Annotated in this window: 22 protein-coding genes and 3 pseudogenes; 20 read left to right on the top strand and 5 right to left on the bottom strand. The window is 58.3% G+C overall.

Translation table 11 applies throughout. The features are described from left to right. Positions 1-46: 46 nt before the first annotated feature. The 7 genes and pseudogenes from RGR602_RS38820 (at position 47) to RGR602_RS25000 (ending at position 3,795) form a co-directional block, all read left to right on the top strand. The gene (locus RGR602_RS38820) at positions 47-184 is read left to right on the top strand and encodes a hypothetical protein (protein ID WP_223844120.1); all 138 of its coding nucleotides are present in this window, start codon (positions 47-49) and stop codon (positions 182-184) included. Between the two features lie 93 nt (positions 185-277). Then, the gene (locus RGR602_RS25020) at positions 278-634 is read left to right on the top strand and encodes a nuclear transport factor 2 family protein (RefSeq protein WP_040116460.1); all 357 of its coding nucleotides are present in this window, start codon (positions 278-280) and stop codon (positions 632-634) included. Positions 635-751: 117 nt separating this feature from the next. Beyond that, positions 752-1,123: a DUF427 domain-containing protein gene (locus RGR602_RS25015; RefSeq protein ID WP_040114751.1), complete on the top strand. Its 372-nt coding sequence runs from the start codon at positions 752-754 to the stop codon at positions 1,121-1,123. A gap of 144 nt (positions 1,124-1,267) precedes the next feature. Further along, a complete protein-coding gene (locus RGR602_RS39525; RefSeq protein WP_246703778.1) occupies positions 1,268-1,516 on the top strand; it encodes a LysR family transcriptional regulator in 249 nt (82 codons plus the stop codon). A gap of 33 nt (positions 1,517-1,549) precedes the next feature. Continuing rightward, a pseudogene (locus RGR602_RS25010) lies at positions 1,550-2,179 on the top strand (substrate binding domain-containing protein); the annotation flags it as partial. 334 nt (positions 2,180-2,513) lie between these two features. Then, positions 2,514-3,212, top strand: coding sequence for an NADPH-dependent F420 reductase (locus tag RGR602_RS25005; protein WP_040114750.1), 699 nt, complete (start codon positions 2,514-2,516; stop codon positions 3,210-3,212). A gap of 61 nt (positions 3,213-3,273) precedes the next feature. Next, positions 3,274-3,795 (top strand): SDR family oxidoreductase, encoded by a 522-nt coding sequence (locus tag RGR602_RS25000; protein WP_040114749.1) that lies wholly within the window; start codon positions 3,274-3,276, stop codon positions 3,793-3,795. Between the two features lie 323 nt (positions 3,796-4,118). Here the strand turns inward: RGR602_RS25000 and RGR602_RS24995 are convergent, their stop codons facing one another. Then, complete coding sequence (locus RGR602_RS24995; RefSeq protein ID WP_052451751.1) at positions 4,119-5,030, bottom strand: LysR family transcriptional regulator; 912 nt, start codon at positions 5,028-5,030, stop codon at positions 4,119-4,121. Positions 5,031-5,537: 507 nt separating this feature from the next. On the opposite strand from RGR602_RS24995, the gene RGR602_RS24985 reads away from it, so the two are divergent. Genes RGR602_RS24985 through RGR602_RS39520 form a run of 3 tightly spaced genes read left to right on the top strand, consistent with a single transcriptional unit; the run spans position 5,538 to position 7,940 of the window. Beyond that, positions 5,538-7,010, top strand: coding sequence for an aldehyde dehydrogenase family protein (locus RGR602_RS24985; RefSeq protein ID WP_407692065.1), 1,473 nt, complete (start codon positions 5,538-5,540; stop codon positions 7,008-7,010). Positions 7,011-7,050: 40 nt separating this feature from the next. Continuing rightward, positions 7,051-7,560, top strand: coding sequence for a nuclear transport factor 2 family protein (locus tag RGR602_RS24980; protein WP_040114746.1), 510 nt, complete (start codon positions 7,051-7,053; stop codon positions 7,558-7,560). A gap of 41 nt (positions 7,561-7,601) precedes the next feature. After that, a complete protein-coding gene (locus RGR602_RS39520) occupies positions 7,602-7,940 on the top strand; it encodes an MFS transporter (RefSeq protein ID WP_219738461.1) in 339 nt (112 codons plus the stop codon). Positions 7,941-8,066: 126 nt separating this feature from the next. On the opposite strand, the gene RGR602_RS24975 is transcribed toward RGR602_RS39520, so the two are convergent. Then, positions 8,067-8,852, bottom strand: a complete 786-nt coding sequence (locus tag RGR602_RS24975; RefSeq protein ID WP_223844119.1) for a carbon-nitrogen hydrolase family protein — start codon at positions 8,850-8,852, stop codon at positions 8,067-8,069. Between the two features lie 161 nt (positions 8,853-9,013). Beyond that, positions 9,014-9,580, bottom strand: coding sequence for a TetR/AcrR family transcriptional regulator (locus RGR602_RS24970; protein ID WP_040114744.1), 567 nt, complete (start codon positions 9,578-9,580; stop codon positions 9,014-9,016). A 132-nt stretch (positions 9,581-9,712) separates the two neighbouring features. Between RGR602_RS24970 and RGR602_RS24965 the strand changes: the two genes are divergently transcribed. The 8 genes and pseudogenes from RGR602_RS24965 (at position 9,713) to RGR602_RS24945 (ending at position 15,226) form a co-directional block, all read left to right on the top strand. After that, positions 9,713-10,570, top strand: coding sequence for an alpha/beta fold hydrolase (locus RGR602_RS24965; RefSeq protein ID WP_040114743.1), 858 nt, complete (start codon positions 9,713-9,715; stop codon positions 10,568-10,570). A 264-nt stretch (positions 10,571-10,834) separates the two neighbouring features. Beyond that, positions 10,835-11,575, top strand: coding sequence for an SDR family NAD(P)-dependent oxidoreductase (locus RGR602_RS24960; RefSeq protein ID WP_040114742.1), 741 nt, complete (start codon positions 10,835-10,837; stop codon positions 11,573-11,575). 126 nt (positions 11,576-11,701) lie between these two features. Next, positions 11,702-12,103: a RidA family protein gene (locus RGR602_RS24955; RefSeq protein WP_040114741.1), complete on the top strand. Its 402-nt coding sequence runs from the start codon at positions 11,702-11,704 to the stop codon at positions 12,101-12,103. A gap of 125 nt (positions 12,104-12,228) precedes the next feature. Continuing rightward, entirely contained in the window at positions 12,229-12,573 is a 345-nt protein-coding gene (locus RGR602_RS24950; RefSeq protein ID WP_040114740.1) for a hypothetical protein, read from the top strand. 53 nt (positions 12,574-12,626) lie between these two features. Then, positions 12,627-12,776, top strand: coding sequence for a hypothetical protein (locus tag RGR602_RS37635; RefSeq protein WP_017957033.1), 150 nt, complete (start codon positions 12,627-12,629; stop codon positions 12,774-12,776). A 208-nt stretch (positions 12,777-12,984) separates the two neighbouring features. Beyond that, positions 12,985-13,119 (top strand): annotated as a pseudogene (locus tag RGR602_RS37630) (quinone oxidoreductase family protein); the annotation flags it as partial. 32 nt (positions 13,120-13,151) lie between these two features. Beyond that, positions 13,152-13,348 (top strand): annotated as a pseudogene (locus RGR602_RS36405) (GMC oxidoreductase); the annotation flags it as partial. Positions 13,349-13,852: 504 nt separating this feature from the next. Further along, positions 13,853-15,226, top strand: coding sequence for a S41 family peptidase (locus RGR602_RS24945; RefSeq protein ID WP_040114739.1), 1,374 nt, complete (start codon positions 13,853-13,855; stop codon positions 15,224-15,226). A gap of 165 nt (positions 15,227-15,391) precedes the next feature. Here the strand turns inward: RGR602_RS24945 and RGR602_RS39515 are convergent, their stop codons facing one another. After that, positions 15,392-15,553: a hypothetical protein gene (locus tag RGR602_RS39515; protein ID WP_170251294.1), complete on the bottom strand. Its 162-nt coding sequence runs from the start codon at positions 15,551-15,553 to the stop codon at positions 15,392-15,394. Positions 15,554-15,827: 274 nt separating this feature from the next. Here RGR602_RS39515 and RGR602_RS37620 point away from each other — a divergent pair, with 274 nt between their 5' ends. Both RGR602_RS37620 and RGR602_RS24940 read left to right on the top strand, forming a co-directional pair. After that, positions 15,828-16,106 (top strand): hypothetical protein, encoded by a 279-nt coding sequence (locus tag RGR602_RS37620; RefSeq protein WP_133941202.1) that lies wholly within the window; start codon positions 15,828-15,830, stop codon positions 16,104-16,106. Then, positions 16,096-16,875, top strand: coding sequence for a ZIP family metal transporter (locus RGR602_RS24940; RefSeq protein WP_040114738.1), 780 nt, complete (start codon positions 16,096-16,098; stop codon positions 16,873-16,875). The genes RGR602_RS37620 and RGR602_RS24940 overlap by 11 nt, the downstream gene beginning before the upstream one ends. A gap of 76 nt (positions 16,876-16,951) precedes the next feature. On the opposite strand, the gene RGR602_RS24935 is transcribed toward RGR602_RS24940, so the two are convergent. After that, a complete protein-coding gene (locus RGR602_RS24935; RefSeq protein WP_040114737.1) occupies positions 16,952-19,495 on the bottom strand; it encodes an NAD-dependent epimerase/dehydratase family protein in 2,544 nt (847 codons plus the stop codon). Between the last annotated feature and the right edge of the window lie 317 nt (positions 19,496-19,812).

Raw genomic sequence — 19,812 nt, 5'->3', positions numbered from 1 at the left:
GACGGGTTCGGAAGCCGAGCGCGCCTACACGCAGCCCGGTACGCCCGTGTCGCGCGAAGATGCTCAGCGCCTGATCGACGAGGCAAAGCGCCCGTCGCCGATCGGCGGCACGTTCGAGGGCATGCCGCAGGTCCACGTCGACCTCTTCATGGCCCAGGCCAGCGCCGCGACCGTCGCAAATTGACCCCCTGCCGGACGCCCCTCCAAGGGCGTCCGGCATTCGGTTGTGGGAGCCCTGCGGGGCTCGCCGGGCCTCACATATTCAGGAGCCGCAGCGATGCCGAGCGAAGGCCACCTCACCCCTTTCCTCGAGGCGATGCATGAGGGCGAGATTGCGCGCGCGAGCGAGCATCTGTCCGAGACCGTCGAACTCAATAGCCCAATCCTGCCCACGCCGTTCAAGGGGCGCGCCAGTGTGTCGGCTGTCCTCGGCGCACTGCTCTCCACAATCGACGCGTTCGAGCCCAAGATGATGACGCGCGAGGACGCCGACGTCATCGCTGTCCTCACGATCCGGTTCGAGAACCATGTGATCGACGCGTTCGACCACGTCCGCTTGGGCGAGGACGGCCGCATCGAGACAATGACTATCGCATGGCGCCCGCTGCCCGCCGTCGTCGCGGTCCAACAGTAGGCACACGCAAAAATCCGCGGGCCCCGGCCGGGCGAACGCCGGTGCGCGTATCTCTGGACAAGCAGGCCGCGCGCGGCGCGAGACTTGCGCACACTAGCGAACAAAAAGGAACATGACATGCAAGGTGGAAGAAAGCCGGGTCCCGACCATCCGATTACAATCGCTCCGGCCGGGGAGAGGGTCGTCGTCAAGCTGGATGATGCAATCCTCGCCGACAGTCGCGACGCCCTCATCCTTAAGGAGGCGAGCCTCCATCCGGTCTATTACATCCCGCGCGCCGACGTCGCGATGGGCGAACTCAGCATGAGCTACACCAGCACCCACTGCCCGTACAAGGGCGACGCCAGCTATTTTAGCGCGCGAAATGGCGCCGCTAAGGATGTCGCCTGGTCGTACGAGAACCCTTTCGACCACATGCCGATCATCCAGGGATACCTCGCGTTTTACCCGGACCGCGTCGACGCCATCGAGACAACGGCTCGCGACTGATTGCTGGACCATTGATTCGGCAAATCGACCGAATTCTGCTGTTGTTCCAATGACAACAGTCCAGTCGTATGGAGCCGACTAGTGTCGAATATATAAGGGTCGCGCAGATTGATCGCTCAAGCGGCGCGTGACAGAATGTTGCCCATGACATCCACAGTCGGCTTTTCAGAAATGCAGGTTTTCGTCGCGGTGGTGATGGAGGAGTCCTTCACCGCTGCGGCCGATCGCCTCGAGACTGACAAGGCTCGGGTGAGCCGCATCGTGCAGCGGATCGAGGAAAAACTCGGCGCAAGGCTGCTGAACAGGTCGACCCGCCGGCTCAGCGTCACGGAAGTCGGTAGGGACTATTTCGAGCGTGCCTCGTCGATCCTTGCCGCCGCAGAGGCGGCCTAAGCAGCCGTTGCCCAGCAGAGCCAGGAGCCGCAGGGCCGTCTAAAGGTTACAGCGACACCAGAATTCGGCACCACGCGGGTCGACAACTGGATCGCAGCCTATTTGTCTAAGTGGCCGAAGGTCACCGTGGAAGCGGTATACTCCATTCGGTTCGTTGACATCATTCATGAGGGAATCGATGTCGCGATCCGCATCGGAACTTTGCAAGATTCAGATCTGTCGGCCCGCAAGCTTGGAGAGATAACGTACGGTCTCGATGCTGCGCCTGGATATTTGAAGGAAGGTGCAGAGCTCCGCACCGTCGACGATTTGAAGCGCCACGACCTCATTACGAAGACGTCCAGCGGCCGTGCGAGCTGGACCCTTGTCAACGGCCAAGCAACAGAAAAAGTCTCGCAGACGCCACGGTGCGCACTCGATAACATCGTTGCCGCCAAAAACCTGACCGTATCCGGGTTGGGAGTGGCGCAACTTCCGCGGTTCATGGCTGAGCCGCATGTGGCGGAGGGTACCCTGGTAAGGGTTTTGCCGGGCTGGGCAAGCATACCGATGCCAGTCCATGCCGTTTTTGCCTCCACGCGCTACATGGATCCGAAGGTGCGTGGCTTCGTTGATCTTTGTCGCGCCGCTTTCGGGGATGGTAGCGACGCCAGTCTAGCCTGAAGCGAGCCGACCATAACACTCGTCGCCGCCGGCGAACCTCAAGTAGGACCGCCGGTGGGTCTCGCCGAAGCGTGTAGCTCGTGCAAGGCGGGAGCCGCGACCTGCTTCCCGCCGGTACGGCCGGACCGGATAGTTGGCTTTGCACCTCGCTTAGAGATCTGAGTTGCGCGCCAGCGCCGCGACCGAACCGCGGCCATCTCCGTTCATCATTGTTGCTCACACGAACAACAGACTGAGGTTCTTCCGGCATCTAATCTATTCCCGAGCGATATCCTAACTTTCAACAGAACCGCTCCTCGGTGGGCATAAATGTTGAAGTAGACAGGATATCTAAATGAAAATCGGAATTTTAAACGCCGGCAATCTCGGCAGTCGTCTGGCAAGAGCCTGGGTGGCCGCAGGCCATGAACTCGTGATCGCGAAGGACGGTGAGGACCGGAAAATCGCACCATTACTTGCAGAGCTGGGCGACAAGGCTCGCCTCGGCACGATCCGAGAGGCAGCCGAGTTCGGCGACGCCGTTCTATTCTCCGTTTATTGGCCGCGGGTCGAAGCAATCGTTGCCGAGGTCGGCGGCGCGCTCGACGGCAAGGTCGTTATCGAGACCATGAACCCGCTCGGTGTCACTGCCGACTTCGTGCACTTCCACGATCTGGAATTCATGCGCGACAGCTCAACCGCGGAAGACCTGCAACGGCGGTTGCCGAAGGCGCGAATCGTCAAGGCGTTCAACCTGATGGCGGCTCCCGCGCTCGAAGCGGCGGCTTGGTCAGCATCGCCATTGCAGCCGAACATCTTCTACGTAACCGACGACGACGCCGCCGGAGAGGTGACGCGGGGTCTGATCGGTGACGCTGGATTTAAGCCTGTCAATGCCGGCCCGCTTAACGGTGCCCGGCAACTCGAACAAGTTGGCGTGCTCCTGCATCACATCGCGGGCCACGAGTATGGTGGCGACGCTGACCTCATCCGCCTGGCTCTCACGGTCGTCGAGGCAAGTCCCGGCCCGATCGTGCGCGAGCGGGTCGCCTGAGCGACCACGCGGGCTCCCCACAAATCACTGAATTGCATTTCGCCTAACGAAGGAGAATCTCATGTCGCGGGCCCTCAAAGGGAAAACCGCTCTCGTGACCGGAGGATCACGCGGTATCGGTCGGGCGATCGCTGAACGGCTCGCGGCCGAAGGCGCGACCGTCGCGATCACCTACAATGCAAGCAGCGCTGCCGCGGAGGAAGCGGTGGCAGCCATCGAGAAGGCGGGCGGCACCGCCTTTACGCTGCACGCGGATCTCGCCGACGCGGGGTCTATCCCAAGCTTGTACGATGAGCTCGATCGCGAGCTTACGGAACGGAATGCCAGCAAGACGCTCGACATTCTCGTCAACAATGCCGGCAATTCAGGTTGGGGCGGCCTCGCCGATGCGACGCCCGAGGCCTGGAACACCATGTTCGCTGTTCACGCACGAGCGCCCTTCTTCCTCGTTCAGTCGGCTTTGAGCCGGCTGCCTGATGGTGAAACATCCGACATCGCAGCAGTGGTCGCGTTTCTTGCCTCCGATGAAGGCCGTTGGGTGACCGCGCAGGTGATCGAGGCGAGCGGCGGCTACAAGCTCTGATTCTATCGGGTGAGATGTGTTCCTGCAGAAATAAGGGGATGTCTAATGACAAAGCCAGGTGCTGATCTCACCCTCAAAATCTGTGAAGGGTTCGCCAAGAAGGAGCTTGATCGATGGCTGGAAACATCCGCCATGACGTGAATTCAGATAGAATGGCCGGCCACCAATGCGCGCATGTTTTCAGATGCAGGTCTTGAACGGATACGACCTTCGGCTCCTGCGCTTCTGCTGTTAAGTGGCTTGAATTAAAGAGCATTTCCCATGAGACCGATCCTAAACAGCAAACTGTCCCATAGCAGTGGACAGAAATCTTGGGTGCCGACTCAATAAAGCTTTTGGGAAACGCGCTCGGCCATGAAATCAATGAAGGCGCGAACTTTGGGCGCTCGTGCCGACATAGGGGGCCAGACGAGCGAAACGCTGCCACGTTCGTCCGTGTAATCTGCGAGGACAGCTTGAAGCCGTCCCGCCGCAATGTCTTCGCTTACGAGATAGCTCGGCGCCTGAATAATCCCCAAGCCACCCAGTGCGGCGGATGCAAGTGCCTCGCCGTCATTTAAAACGACAGAGGGCTTGATTGGCGTTGGTTGGAGTGAATTTTTGAAGGCCCAAACTTCCGGCCGACCGGTGGTCGGAAAACGATAAAAAACGCAGCAGTGATTATGAAGATCTGACGGAGTTTGCGGGGTGCCGCGGTGTGCAAGATATTTCGGCGAGGCGCACGTTATGAATGTGTGTGGTCCGATCCTCCGTGCGCGTAACGTCGAATCGTCCAGCTCACCTAGCCGCAGCACCACGTCATACCCACCATTGATAATATCAACCTTGACGTCATCGAGGCTGATCTCGGTCATCACATCTGGAAAGCGGATGCGAAAATCGAGGAGCGCCGGCATGATGATCTTGCGACCTAAGACTGTGGGCACACTCACCTTAATGCGGCCTCGGGGTGCCTTTTGAACCAAGTGAAGCTCTTGCTCAGCGTCTTGCAGTTCTTTCAATATGCGGGCGACGTATCGATATAGAATGTCGCCTTCCCCGGTCACGGCTAGCGATCTGGTCGTACGGTTCAGCAATCGCAGGCCTAGACGCGCCTCAAGTCGCTCCACCGCCTTTCCCACGGCCGATGCAGATAGACCAAGCTTCCTTCCCGCAGCCGCAAAACTTCCGGTTTCGACGGCGACTGAAAACGCGACGAGGCCGCTAAGGGATTCTATTGAGACGATTGAAGACATTATGTCCGGTATGATGCGACGAATACCCCCATTCCGTCAACAGCCGCGATTCTCCAATATCAACACAGCAACTGTTCGCGCAGACCGCTACTAGAACGTCGAGCTAAGCATTGGGAGGAAGTAATCATGTCTCACACTCATGCACGTGCCCCATCGTTGATCATTCAACGCGCCGGGTAAAGGATCAAGCAAGCAATGACAGGATTGCGGCAGGTAATATTCGAACGCCAAAAAAACGACTGCGATGGTGTGGCTCGCCGTCTACCCAAGCGTCCTTCTGATTATTTGGATTGTAGGCGACTGCATGCAGGATTGGCCAATGCCGCTGCGCGTACTGGGCGCAACGCTCATGGTTGTGCCAATTGTCACCAACGTTAGCCAACCCGCAGTCAGGACAATTGTCGGCAAAATCGAACAGGTAATGGTGCAGTGGCAATCACGTAACCGGCTCTAGCCTCGTCCTTTCCGGACGAATACTCGAAAGTGGAAGGATCCACAGATATGACGATGCCCCTCGACAACATACCGAGCCGCAAAGCCTTCAATTGGATCAGCGGATCTCAATGCCAAGAAGGTCAGTTGAAACAGTCAATAGACCCAGCGACTTATAACGTAATCGGCCACTACCCCGACTACGGCCTTGAGGCAGCGAAATTTGCGGTGGCAGCAGCCTCTAAAGCCTTTCGCGAAACAATGTGGGCGCATGATCATGAATTACGGGCTGGTGTGCTCGACCAACTAGCGTGCGCCTTCGAACGCAATCGCGACAGACTACTCGAAATTCTGTCGTTGGAGAACGGCAAGGTAAAGGCTGAAGCTGCATTCGAGCTGGACATGGTTGCGAGCAAACTCCGCTACTCGGCAGCCACTGCCCTGGTCGAAGGTGGACGGGCATTGACACCAAAGCCCGGGAGCATCTCCGTGATCCTTCGGCAACCGATGGGAGTCGCGGCGGTCATTGCACCTTGGAACTCTCCGGTTATTCTGACGATCCGATCACTCGCCCCAGCGCTCGCTGCTGGTTGCACCACCGTCATCAAACTCCCGGCACAAGTCGCACAGACGGCAAGCGTCATGGCCGAGATTATGGCGGAAGCAGAGGATCTTCCGAACGGCGTGATCAATCTGTTTTTCGAAAGCGGTCCTGAGGGCTCCGCTTATCTCGTGGACTCGCCGGAGGTTCCAGTCGTCAGTTTCACCGGATCTACCCGTACCGGCCGAGCCATTAGCAGCGCCGGCGCGAGGTACCTCAAACGTTTCGGAATGGAGCTCGGCGGCAAGACGCCGATGATCGTCTTTGACGATGCAGACCTTGATGCCGCCTTGCCGGTACTGGAAAAGGCGCTGACTGTCTTCAGCGGTCAGTTCTGCATGACGGGGTCCCGCTTGCTCGTGCAGGATGGAAAATATGAGGCCGTGCGCAACGGCTTGGCGGAGAGATTGCGCAACGTCAAGGTTGGCCCCGCCGCCGACCCCTCCAGCGATATGGGCCCGCTGATCGACCGCGCTAACGTTGCGCGGGTCGATGGTGTGGTCGAGGCCGCTATCGCAGCCGGCGCGAAGGTCGTCGAGCGGGGCGGACCCATCAATGTGGGTCCCCTTGCAAACGGCGCTTTCTTCCGCCCGGCCCTTCTGGAAGTCTCCGACAACAGTCTTGCTATCGTACAGGAGGAGACTTTTGGTCCAGTGCTGACGATTCAGCGGTTCTCTGACGAGGCGGAAGCGATCCGTCTTGCCAACGACAATGAGTACGGACTGTCGGCCAGCATCTGGACACGCGATGTAGATCGATCCTTGCGCGTCGCGCAGGCGCTCGAAGCGGGCTCGGTGTGGATCAATGACTGGGCGAAGGTCTACGACGGTACCGAGGAGGGCGGATTCAAGCAGTCTGGCGTTGGCCGCTTGAACGGTCTGGCCGCGCTGGACGATTTCATCGAACACAAGCACATCGCGCTCAAGCCGGGCTTGGCGCAACGCTGACACCTCAATTCCCAAAGTCACTTAGAAGGAGGAATATACGATGTCTATCAATGCGCACGCTAAGAAGTTGTCTAAAGCCGAGCCTGCATCCCCCACGTCACCGTTGGGGGTATTGCAGTCGATCCTGTCGAACCCGACTGACCTGGATTTCGTAAAACAATTCACGACGGACGATTTCATTTATGTTTCGCTGAACTATGAGCACGCGGAGCTGAAGCGGATCATGCCTTGGGCCGGTACCAACGAAGGTACCGAAGGGCTGGTTCAGACTTTTATCGATGTCGGCCGTTACTGGACGACAGACAACTTCGAAATTCAGGACAGCTTCGAAAATAAGAACGGAGCAGCGATCTTCGGCACGTTCACCTACACATCAAACGTTTTGGGCAAAACGGTGACGTCGCCCTTTTCGGTTCTGGCGCGCGGTGAGAACGGCAAGCTGTCTTATGTGCAGTTTATGGAAGATACTTTCGCAACGGTCCGCAGTTTCAGAAACGGTGGCGAGTATTCCATCAAAGCGAACCCAGACAGGTCCGAAATCACTGTCTGAATGTAGGTCTGCCTCGCAGCAACGATCACTAACTTGATGTAATAGGTTTCGGGCAGCAAGTAATCGCTAGGCGAACTGAACGAAACTTCGGTCAGTTTCGGCAAAACAACGCCGAAAAAACAATCCTGATCCTGCATGCACTTGCTCACCTCTCGCAGGAGCGATGGCGCCTATGGCTGGGGCGTGACCGAGGATTCTGCCGATCCGCAAAAGAGGTCGAATGGTTCATGGTCGAGTCCTGGGCGAAGCACCTGCGCCAGCACAAACGGGTTTCGCAGGCCGATGCCGACCTCCAGGCCAAGGTACTTGCCTACCACTCGGGTCCCGACAGGCCTGTTGTTCGCCGTTTCCTGGCGATCAACCGGCCGGGCGAAGCCTGATACGAAGCCGTCTTTGGCAGGAACAGGCAGGATCAAGGTCCTCCCAAGAGCGGGAGGACCGGCAATACGGCAGTGCAACGTAGTAGCAGTCCTGCAGAGAACTACAGTGACTGGGTTTTTTGACAATTAAATATCGATATCAGGGACCCCGATGCCGCCAGGGTCATGCAGTTCGTCCACGTAACAGGGATATTCCTGCCGCTGTCGGGCAGAAACCTGCGCATCAATGTCGACTAGCATGATGGAAAAACTGGTTTCTGTCCGCCCAGCCAGATCGCCCCCGGGGGTGATGGCGAAGCCGCCTCCGCCGAAGCGTGGACCATCCGTAGAATGCCCGACCCTGTTCGAACTGACGACGTAACTCCCAGAGACGATTGAGGCCATCTTGCCGGCAGTTATCCAGCTTTCGTGGGCAGAACCGGTCGCCCGAGGAACGGCAATCAAATCGGCTCCGCATCGGCCGTATTGTCTGGCATGTTCGTTGAACATGAGTTCGGTACACAAAAGGACGCCTACACCTAGCCCGCAAATATTCTGGATGTTGAAGCGCCCATCGCCTCGACTGAACCAGGACACCTCGGACCAACCAGGCTCCTGCGGAAGGTAGGTCTTCGTATGCAGGGGGCGAACCTCGCCGTTCTCGATGACAATCGCCTCATTGGCAAGGCGGTCGGCGAGCAGCATTGGACGGCTTGTTATAACGGCCGGAATGTTCAGCGCAGCGAGAGCAGCGGTTCCAGCTTCGTGGATCTCAACACTTTGCTGTGCGTCCTCGACTACGAAATCAATCTTTCGAGCCAGCCACTGACCGAAAGGCATCTCATTCATCAACAGTATATCGGGCCTGCACTTGCCAATAGCTTGGGCAAATTGCTCCCACGCCGGTCCATGCGGCTGCAAGCCATCGGTCATTTCGACGTAAGCACAAACAGGCATTATTATCCTCCATCTCAAGGGATTGAGCTTAGTATTTGGCGTAGGGTCAAAGTTCCAGGGCTGCCAATGAGCTTCCCGATGGACGGACGGGTATTCTCAATGCGGTAGCGGATACGGTAACCGGCACGGCTTAGGCGTTATCGGCTAGACAGTGACTTCGCAGCGGCTGCATTTTTAGCTTCTTCGATGGAAAGGCGAACCGCTCGTTTCATGGCATCCTTCTCGCCGAATATCGCAACAAAAGCCGTGGCACCTTCCAAACGGGCTAACGTGTCAGTCGCAATGTCGCGAGCTACATCGACAGGCATGGCGCGGGACAGGATGCTCGACAGATGATCGCGATGCGCTTGAAAAAATGCTCGAACGGCATGCTTCGCAATCGGGGTCTCGTCACTTGTGCCGTAGGCTAGATGCAGACCTACGCATCTGCCGCGATCAGTGAGAGTGGTCGCGACAAATTCGATGACCTCGACGAATTCATCATCCCATTGCCCGGAGGCTGAGTCTCTTTGACCGAATGTCTCTTGCAAAGTGAGATCAAGTACCGCCGGAACGAGAGCTTCCTTATTGGGGAAGCGGACGTACAGCGATGATTTCTTCAGGCCCACGGCATCCGCGAGGTCATTCATCGACGCGCCTGCATACCCTCTTGATCGAAACAACTCCCTCGCAGTCGATACGATCGTTTCTCTCATGACTTTCATACGTTTTCTCCGAGCCAGGGTTCTCCGCACTTGATACAGGAAATCTAAAGGGTTGACAACCGACCGTTCGGTCGTATTTTACCTTCATTCGCGACTGTTGGTTTGTCGAATCCTTTGAGAAGGAGTTCTAAAATGGCCGTAAGCTACAAAACGCAAAAGGTACAAGACGTCGAGGTTTTCTACAGAGAGGCCGGTTCAAAGGAAGCACCAGTCCTTCTTCTGCTCCACGGTTTTCCGTCATCAAGCCACATGTTCCGTGATCTGATCCCGCTGTTGGCAGATCGATACCGCGTCATCGCACCAGACCTTCCCGGGTTCGGTCGAACGAGTTCACCTGCACGTGGAGAATTCCCTTACACATTCGATAAACTCGCCGCTGTCATGACGGGCTTCACAGAGGCACTCGGCCTCAGCCGCTATGCACTTTACGTTTTCGACTATGGTGCACCGATCGGGTTCAGGATGGCGACGGCCAATCCGGACCGAATCTCCGCCATCATCAGCCAGAATGGCAACGCCTACATCGAAGGGTTCAGTGATGCATGGACGGCGTGGGAGGCATATTGGCGTGACCCCTCCGCTCAAAACAGAGAGGCATGTCGGGCATCTCTGTCTCCTGATGTGATCGAGAACTGGCAATACCGCACCGGGACATCAAAGGAGCGTCTTTCACCCGATGGTTATCAACTTGATATCGCGTTCATGTCGCGGCCGGGTGCTGAAGACATTCAACTGGATCTAATCCTCGACTACAGAACAAACATTGACCGGTATCCGGAGTTTCAGGCGTATTTTCGCGATCACCAACCACCGTTCCTGGCGGTCTGGGGCAGACATGATCCAGCATTCGTACCTGCGGGTGCCGAGGCCTATAAGCGCGACCTGCCCCCCGCGGAGGTCCATCTGCTCGATACCGGCCATTTTGCCTTGGAAACACATGCAGATGAGATCGCTCAGTTCATTCGGAGCTTCCTGATCAGACATGTCTAAGCTCGATACGACTGTCGTCGTCGGGCTTGGCTCAAGTGGCCACTGAAAAGCGGACAATCGCGAAGATTCACGGGGAAGACAGGTACGGGTTTTACGACCTATTCCAAGTGTTCCTGTTCAAGCAACGGAGTTTTGCACGTCTGGCACCTACAGGATGCCAGCAATCCCCGCGAAATAGTATTCGCTTGTTCGGTTGGATCCGACGGTGTCCTTCGAAAATAGCTTGAAACACATCAACTTATCCTGGTGGAAAGGAACAGATAAATGATCAATCTTAAAGGCAAACGCGCACTGGTAACTGGCGGGTCGCGAGGCATTGGTGCTGCGATCGCATTGGCGCTGGCAGAAAACGGCGCGGATGTCGCGTTCACCTACCAACGCTCCGCCGAAAAGGCCTCGAAGGTAACCGAAGCGATCGAAAAGATGGGGCGTCGCGTGGCTGCAATCCAAGCGGACAGCGCCGACCCCGAGGCAATTGCTAGCTCAGTAAGCGAGGCCGTCTCCGCTTTGGGCGGGCTGGACATCCTCGTGAACAGCGCCGCGATTGGCCACAACGGCATGATCGTCGACCTGGACGTCTCAGCGTATCAGACCTTGATGGATGTCAATGTACGAGCTCCGGTCCTGTTCGCGAAAGCCGTCATCCCGCATCTCGGCAAAGGCGGCCGCATCGTCACAATCGGCTCGGCTCTGGGCGAGCGGGTACCGTTTCCCGGCATAACACCCTATGCAATGTCCAAAGCAGCTCTCACATCCTTCACACGCGGTCTTTCGCGTGAACTTGGTCCAAGTGGTATCACCGTCAACCTCGTGCAACCCGGAGCAACCGATACTGAAAGCAACCCGGCGGACGGCCCGGCTGCAGACTTGCAGAAAAGCTTGACCTCCTTGGGACGCTACGGCGAACCGCGGGAGATTGCCAACGCTGTGGTATTTCTTGCAAGCCCGGCCGCGAGTGTCATCACGGGCGCTATTCTCACCGCAGACGGCGGTGCAATCGCCTGACTTGCTCGTGCAAGATTCTGATGGAGCGATGGTGCCACCTTTTCGATCGCCCGGACTAACCGGCAACACACCATTTCGGTGGGCGCCATCTCCATGCTTATACCTTCCTCACAATAGGAGACCTCAATGGCAAAGCCTGAACTTTTCGTCACGCCCGGGTACGGGCAGAAATTCCATGAGCTTTTGCACTTTTCACAAGCGCTCAAGATTGGTGATCGCATCGAGATCTCCGGCCAGGGCGGATGGAACGATGAACTCGAAATTCCGGAGTCAATCGTGACCGAGATCGAGAGAGCATTTGAGAATGTCCGGCGAACCTTGGCCACGGCTGGCGCGGACTGGAAGGATGTCGTCCATGTCAACTCTTATCACGTCGGAGGCTTTCCACCGATCGTGAACGATACGATTGCCGGTCTTTTCCGTGAGTACATGCCCGATCGAGCTCCGATCTGGACGCAGACCGGTGTGGAAGCCCTTGGGCTCCCCGCCATGCGAATTGAGATCCGTGTCACTGCCATCCTGGAATGACTCTGGCGCCTACCACGGCTGCATTACGATGCAAAGGCTAGTCGCGTTTAGCAACGACCGACCCATGGCCAAAGCCTGTGACCGCCTTAATGCGATCAGAATCTCAGCCTCCCAAGGAGAATGTAATGAACACCGACAGTTGCCCCATTCCCACACCGCAGGAGCGCTCCTTCCTAGCCATCCAGCAAGCGGCCGAACAGACCATGCTTGAGAAGGTGTCGCGCGCCATCTCCGATGCGACAGCCGAAGTCACGAGGAACGTGCAAGACGCTGGTTTGGAATTTGAACCGACCAGTGAAGGCTACTTCATGTTTGCGGTTCAGCAAGCAACATTCGTGCGCCTTTGCGGAGGCAATCCGGATACGCTGCGGGGAGGAAACCCGGAGGTTGGCGAACATGTCATTCGGAACTGTCGCAACATCATTGACACCTATTGGAAGAGCCACACAGCACAGACCACGGCGCCCTGAAAAAGCACTTCCCTGTCCCAGGCAATCGGTCACAGCAATAAACGAGGTCCATCATGAAATGGGAATACCTGACAGTCGACAAGACACTCGATAACCAGCAGATGAACGAACTTGGTGACGCCGGGTGGGAATTAGTTGCGGTCGTTTCACCAGCGCATTTCGTCTTTCATTATTTCTTCAAGCGGGAAGCTCAGCCGCTATAGCAACTATCGAAGGACTGAAGCGTTTACAGGCGTCTTGCCTTTTAGCAATGCAAATGGCGCCCGGCAGGGGCGGGACGACCGCGATCTGGCCCCGCAATCGCTGGGCAATCCCTTATCAGTGGAATTCAGCAGATTGGGCTGAGCGCTGCAAATTGGGTTCATCGGAGAATGACAGTTAGCCCGTGCAGTTACGGAAAAGGAAGAACAGATGAAGGCTGCAGTCTATGGCAACCCTGGTGTTCCGGCCGTTCTTGAATATGTCGATATGCCGGATCCTGCCTGCGGGCCGGGCGATGTGCTCATTGCCGTCGAGGCTATTTCCATTGAGGGAGGCGACCTCATTGGTGAATTGCACTGAGAGCTGACCCAGGCTCCACCCGCTTCATGTTTCGGACATGGTTCCGCAAAACCATGTGCATGGGCGCTGCCAAGTTTGGGACGCGCCTAACCTCATCGTCACCGACGCCAGCGCCTTCCCCGGCAGTGGAGTTGCCGGCACCACCCTCACCGTCATGGCCCTGACCCTTTGCGCCTGCCGTCATCTCGTTGATGGAGAAGAGTATTCCTCTTAAAAAGGCTCTAACGCAGATGAGCAACTGCCCGATTACACCAGGTCTTGAGTGGAATCGAACCGCCGACGGCCTTATTTGGGCCAGAAATCCAGCTGGATTTCTTAGTGAAAATTCTAGGTAGGCGCCATGGGACCTTCCTTTCCACGCATATTGTCTGTGGAGGATCTGTCGGCGGGTTCAGAAGGGAACGCACGGCGGCCACTGTGGAAAACATCGTGAAGCCCGCTCACATCGCGAATGTCGATTTCGATGTTCTGTGCACCCCTCTCGCTTCAACGCGGAAGCATAACGGGCATCACGAGTGACCACAGTTATGGCCATTTCGCAATGCCGCCTACGGGCTTGCCCAGCAAGATACGCCTCGCATCAGGCGCACGCCGATGCGGATCGCACTGAATGGCTTTCCGATTTTTTCGCGCACAATTGTCGCAAGCCCGCGAACCCGATCGTCATGATTAATGTGGCGGCGAAGACCGCCTGAATTCGAACTAGAGGAAAGCACGTATGTCCCCAGGATGGCTCGCACTCCCTCGAACTGCCGCGGTGGCCCTCACGCTAGCTGTTACCGGTTTTGCGCAGGCGGCTGATGTAAAATTGACGCCGCCCCAGATGCGAGAGGATCTTACCTTTTTAAAAGAGAAATGGGCTCCGCTGGATAAAAGCTTCAGCGACAGCCAGAGGGTGGCGTTCGGCCGGCATCTTGATGAGACCGCCTCTGCGGTGGAAGATCTGGAGCCGGAAGAGTTCGCGCTCGAAGTGATGAAGGCCGTGGCCATCGCGCGCAACGGACACACCAACGCCAATGTCGGGACTTTGCTTGGCGCCGACCTTCCCGTACGCGTGTGGTCGTTTTCCGATGGGCTTTATATCGTCAAGACTCACCCGGATTTCGAATGGTTGCTTGGCGCACGAATCGACGGAATCGGCTCCCTAACAACGCAGGAAGCGCTCGACCGGGTGCGCGCCTACCTTCCCGGCACGGACCAGCGGATTCGTTTTCTCTCCCCCGGCTATCTGGTTGCGCCCGCCGTCCTTGAGCAGATCGGCGCCGTCGACGGCACGGACCACGTTCCATTGACCTTGCAGTTTGACGATGGACGGACGGAGATCGTCGAGCTTGCGCCTACGAAAGGCGAAGATCCCGGCGATGAGCGCAAGGCAAGCCTGAACAGGGGCTATTCCGTGCTTATTCCCGACGATCCGGACTTGCCGGGACGCTGGCGCCATCTGCTCGACGGCCGCAAGGAGCTGCCGCCGATCTATGGCAAGCGCAATGATGTGGCGCGCTTCCTCGATGATTCCAAGAAGGTGCTCTACATCCGTAACGACATGGCAAGAAGCATCGACGAAACGCCCCTGCCGGACAAGTTCGCCGGCGTTGTCCTCGACAAAATCCTGCCGATGCAGCCCAAGCACATCATCGTCGACCTCCGCCTGAACAATGGCGGCGACTTCTTCAACACGATCCTGTTTTCCCGGGCGATACCTCGACTTGTGCCGCGCGACGGACGTGTGTTCGTGCTTGTCGGGAGGGCAACCTTCTCTGCCGGCATTACGACCGCGGCCATGCTTAAGGGAGAGGGAGGCGACAAGGTCACTCTAGTCGGCGAACCGATGGGGGATGGCGGCCAGTTCTGGTCCGAGGGCAAGTATGTCAAGTTGCCGAACTCCCAGATCGCCGTTCGCTACAGCCACCAATTTCATGACTACGAGACCGGCTGCTTTGACGTCGGCGACTGCTATTGGGCGACTGTCGCCTTCGGCCCGCGGGGTATCTCGATTGCGCCGGAAACCACAGTTGAGCTGAGTTTCAGGGCTTATGCGCAGGGGCGAGACCCTGTCCAGGAGAAAGTGCTGGACTTGGCCGGCAGGCACTAAAGCGATCCCTATCGATGCGATCAGAACGCTTGGGCGCCCAAGGAGGGGCAGCCCTTTACGCTCCTCATCCTCACTTTCGAGGATGAGGGTGGAAGGACGCGCTACCCCGCACCGGTACGCCACTGGATAGCGGCAGCGCGTGACCGGCATGAAGCGGGTGGGCTTTCACGAAGGCAGGGGCAAACCGCCGATCAGTTCGAAAAGGTTGCGGCCGTTCGTGAAGTCTGGCCCGAGGACCGTCCGCTGACCGCTCGCTGCGGCGTCATCGAGTTTGACGGCCGTGACGAAGACCCTGCAGGACGCGATCGATCTTGTAGGAAAATTCAAGGCGGCTGGCCTCCATTTCCTCGATACAAGCCTCGCTGGAGTTGCGAAACGTCCAACTTGGGGGGCTCGAGCGTGTGCCGCAGTTCGCATCCGCACGATGCCAACCGACTTCATCGCCTTGAAAGGATTAGAATCCGCGACACATATCCGATGACACAGGATCTGCGCCTAAGGTTTGGGTTAAATCTTAGCTTTTGGGGCCGGCCTATGCAGGAACGCAATACAGCGGCCCGTCAGCTCACGGCATGTCAACGTGGGATTTGGAAGAAAGCTCGTGAGTGCGACCGCCGCTCAATTGGGCGCTGAATTCTCGCAAGATTGGAACTCTACCGGCCTGACCGTTTTGGCTTTTGGCGCTTCGCGATCGCCTTACGACATTGGATGGGCGACCATATTGATAAACTATTTCTGGCAGCCGGCAATTGCGGGCGGTACTGTCACTCTTGGCGCCGTCGCCGCCATCAGGCAAACACCGCTCCCGCCTGTTGCCGAGGAAGTTCACCGGAAAAGAATGCTGGCTGAGCCATGTCTGGGCGGCGGTGATGGACAATGATCTGCTAATCATGTTGGGAGTAGCCTCCGCCGCGGCTCTTGCGTCGCCGCTTGGCGGCCTGGTGACGATCTGCATCCGACCGTCGAGCCTGCTGCTTTCGATTGCTGTCGGCTTTGCAGCCGGCGTCCTACTTGGCACTTTCGCATTCGAGATGATGCCAAAATCCCTTGAATGGGCATCTGTCCCACTCGTGGCCGGCGGTTTTCTCATCGGCCTCACTCTCGTCTACATTCTCGACCTTTACGTCAATCGCTGGCGAACGGCAGGACCGGAGGCGGATCAGAAGCGCGAGGTCGATCGTTTGCACCGGCGCAAGAGACCCCGCGGCAGCAACGTTGCCGTGCTCGCCAGCGGCACGAGCGCCGAGGAACTTATCGAAGGGATGATCATCGGCATCGGCGTCGCCTTCGAACCTGGCGTCGCGCTGATTGTGGGGTTGGCGATATGCATCGACAATCTGAGCGAGGGCATGAGCATTGGTGAGTTGGTCCTCGACGAGGAGGAGAACGATGCAAATTGGCAAATTCTCGGCTGGACCTCGTTGATCGGCCTTTCCGTGTTCGTCTCAACCTTCACGGGGTGGTTTCTACTGAGGGGACTCCCAGAGGCAGTTCTAGGTTTTCTTTTTGCGATGGGGGCGGGCGGCATGTTCTACCTTACGATCACCGACCTCGTGCCCGAGGCGGAATCGCATCAGTTCCAGCAGTCATCGGCGGTTGCCAGCGCCTTCGGTTTCCTGCTCATCATGGCGCTTGCGGAGATGACCTGAAACAGGATGACGCGCGGCGCGGCAGGCTCGCCATGCGGCAATGCCTCACCCGAGAAAACAGCCGAACTTGCGCAGTTCAGACAATTGCCCGGTCCCAGCCGCCATAGTGCTCTTCGCTGCGCGTCCCGCGTGGCAGGCTGAGCACCACCAGGGCCAGCCCTATCGCCACGTCCGCCAAAGTGCCCACCATTCCGCCGCCGCCAAGTAGAAACGGCGATGCCGCGACCCATGCGCCGAGCGCCCCATTAAGGAAACGCACCGGCCGAACGACCTCCGCCATCGCAATGATGGCAACCAGTATGACGGTGCAGCCAGCGACATGGTCGCTGTAATAGAGAGGCGGATTGCTACCGAAGACGAGCGGTGTCGTCATCAATAGCGCGCCGAGCAGGACGCTCGTGACCAGCGTCCAGGGAAAGTTCACACCGCCGGTGATGAATTCCTTCAATAGCTGCGCAGCCGGACGGTCTAGATCGGGTCCGGGCGTCTGGTTTTCCGAAAGCGCGGGACCGCCCATCCAGAATGTCCGCCAGAGGGGCTCGCCCGCCCTCTTGGCTCTCCACAAATACTGGACCGTCGCCAGCACCTCGTCGATCGAATAGGGGATGAGCACGACCGTGACGGCCGCCTGGATGATGCAAAGCGTGCACAGCGCGCCGATCAGGGGCGGCTGAATGATGATAAAGGAGACGCTCACCGCGCCAAGCGGCACAATCAGCAGGCCGAACAGCAGCACCATCCAGGGCATCGTGCGCCAGCGGCGGCGGTCGCCGATCGCGCCGGCGAGAATATCGAGCGCGTAGGCGAAGGCCCCGAGCCCGGCATCGGCGATCGGAAAGCCTTTCGACACCCAGGAGGTAACGACGGCCTCGCTGCCATTGCGAACGGACGCCTCGCCCGGGCCGAAGAACGGATCCCAGAGGCCGTCGATATGGCCCAACTGGTAAGCGGCGAGATAGCGCGAGACGAACAGGCCGACGAAAGCGAGCGCCACGATCGGGAGGCGTTGAGTGAACGCGGACGGCGAATAGCTCCAACCGAGAGGGCGGTCGTCGTCCGCCGCGAGCGCCCGCGCGCGAATTCCTGGCGTCGGCGGGATCATCACGGCAAAGGCGACGATCAAAATGCCTGCGAGTGTGTCGGTTGCGTAGGCGGCCGCACTTGTCGTCCAGAAGACGAGCGGGGCGAACATCACCCAGACGCCGAGAAGCGCTGTGATCCATTGTACCGAGGACCAGCGGCGGTACATCCCCAGTAGAGCGAATGTCACCACAAGCAGACCGGACAGGACCTCGCTTGCGCCCAGACGCGCATCGCGGATGGCCGGCTCCGCGATCTCGTGCCCCAGCGCTGGCGGGAACGGGGCGACGACCGGATCAAAGAGACCGAGCGTCATTGGCGAGGCGACGAGCCATAGTCCGAGCGCCACGTTCGCCAGTGGCGCCCAGAGCGTCCAAAGCCGGTGTCGCTCCACGGCGGCTTCGACTTCCTCATCACTGCGCTCGAGCGGCGCTCGCAGGCGCTTCTTTGCCTCTTCGATCTCCGGCTTGGAGGCCGCCACAACGGAGGATTCGAGCTTGTTCTTCGCATACCAGTCGGTTGGATCTTCTTTCAGCCGCCGGATCATTTCCGGCAGCGTGGCAGCCAGGCTGTGCCGGGGTTCCCAGCCGATGAGCGCGCGGGCCCGGGATATGTCTATCTCGTAGTGGTCGTCGGAGGTCTCGATCATCCATGGCCGGATGTCGGTGTCCTGGTCGAGCACCTCCGTCTGCATCCATACGCCAGCCTTGGCGAGGCTTTTCGGCAGCACGAGCGTGTTCCAGTCCTGGCGATGAAGCAGCCGGCCGATACGCTTCTGCAGCTCCTCGTAGGACAGGGTTTCTTCCTCGCCGATCAGCACCACGCTTTCATCGGAAAGCGTGGTGCGGCGCTCGACGGTGCGCACAATTGCGTCGACAAGGTCATCCTTGTGCAGGTAGGGCTGCCCTGCTCCCGGATCGCCACTGAACAGATAGGCGGTCGGAAGCCGCTCGAAGATACGGGCGATCTGTTGGGCGATGAAAGCGGCGCGGCAATCCTCGTCATAGACGCCGGCAAGCCGCAGGATCACCGTCTTGATCTTGCCGCGTTCCTTCGCAACCAGCGCTTCGGTCTCTGCCTTCGACTTTGGATAGGCCCAGGACGGCTCGAGCGGAGAGTCCTCGTTGATCCGCACGCCTTTGCGCGGGCTCGGAGCGTGCACCAGCAGCGTGCTTGAATAGACGAACTGCTCGGTCTCAAGATTTTGCAGCGCGGCGAGCAGCCGGCGCGTTCCCTGAACATTGACGGTATGATATTTGGGGTTGCTCTTGCCGGTTGTGTCGTAGTAGGCGGCGAGATGGATTACCGAGGCCAAGCGACCGCCACTACGCTCGCGGGCCGCCTCCACTGCCGCGGTGACACTGTCGTCGGACGTGAGGTCAACCTCGATTGTCTCGAAGCTGTCCGACGGCCCTTTCGGGGCGGCGACGTCGAATCCAATGACGCGATATCGATTACTCAGACCGTGCGCGATCGCCTGTCCCAGGAAGCCGGCCGAGCCCGTGATGAGAATGGCCGGGCGATTTGTCTCTTTCGGCATGTCGAAACCTTTTGCAGGGGCCCTTTCGCAAACGCGGCTTGCTACGGTAAGGTTCCGAAGTTGCGCTCCCCCGCAAGCCTTCATGCTTTGTACGCGGCAGCCGAGAAGGAAAGCGAGAAGCAGAGGGCAGGTGAATGGGAGCGCCTTGGGCGACAAACCGATCAAATGGTTGAATTCCGCGAAGCGTGACGGCCATTTGCAGGTGCGCCATGGAAGACTCCATAGATTTCCTGAAAATCCAGCTCCTGCGTAAATTGTTGCGCACAGCGTTAGGCGTCGCATCTTTCCCGGCGCTCATCGGTGAGGGCAGAGTTATA

Origin of the sequence: Rhizobium gallicum bv. gallicum R602sp, assembly GCF_000816845.1 — a bacterium.
GTDB classification, from domain to species: domain Bacteria; phylum Pseudomonadota; class Alphaproteobacteria; order Rhizobiales; family Rhizobiaceae; genus Rhizobium; species Rhizobium gallicum.
Note: the sequence above shows the minus strand (reverse complement) of the source record. Positions and strands in the feature narration are given on the sequence as shown.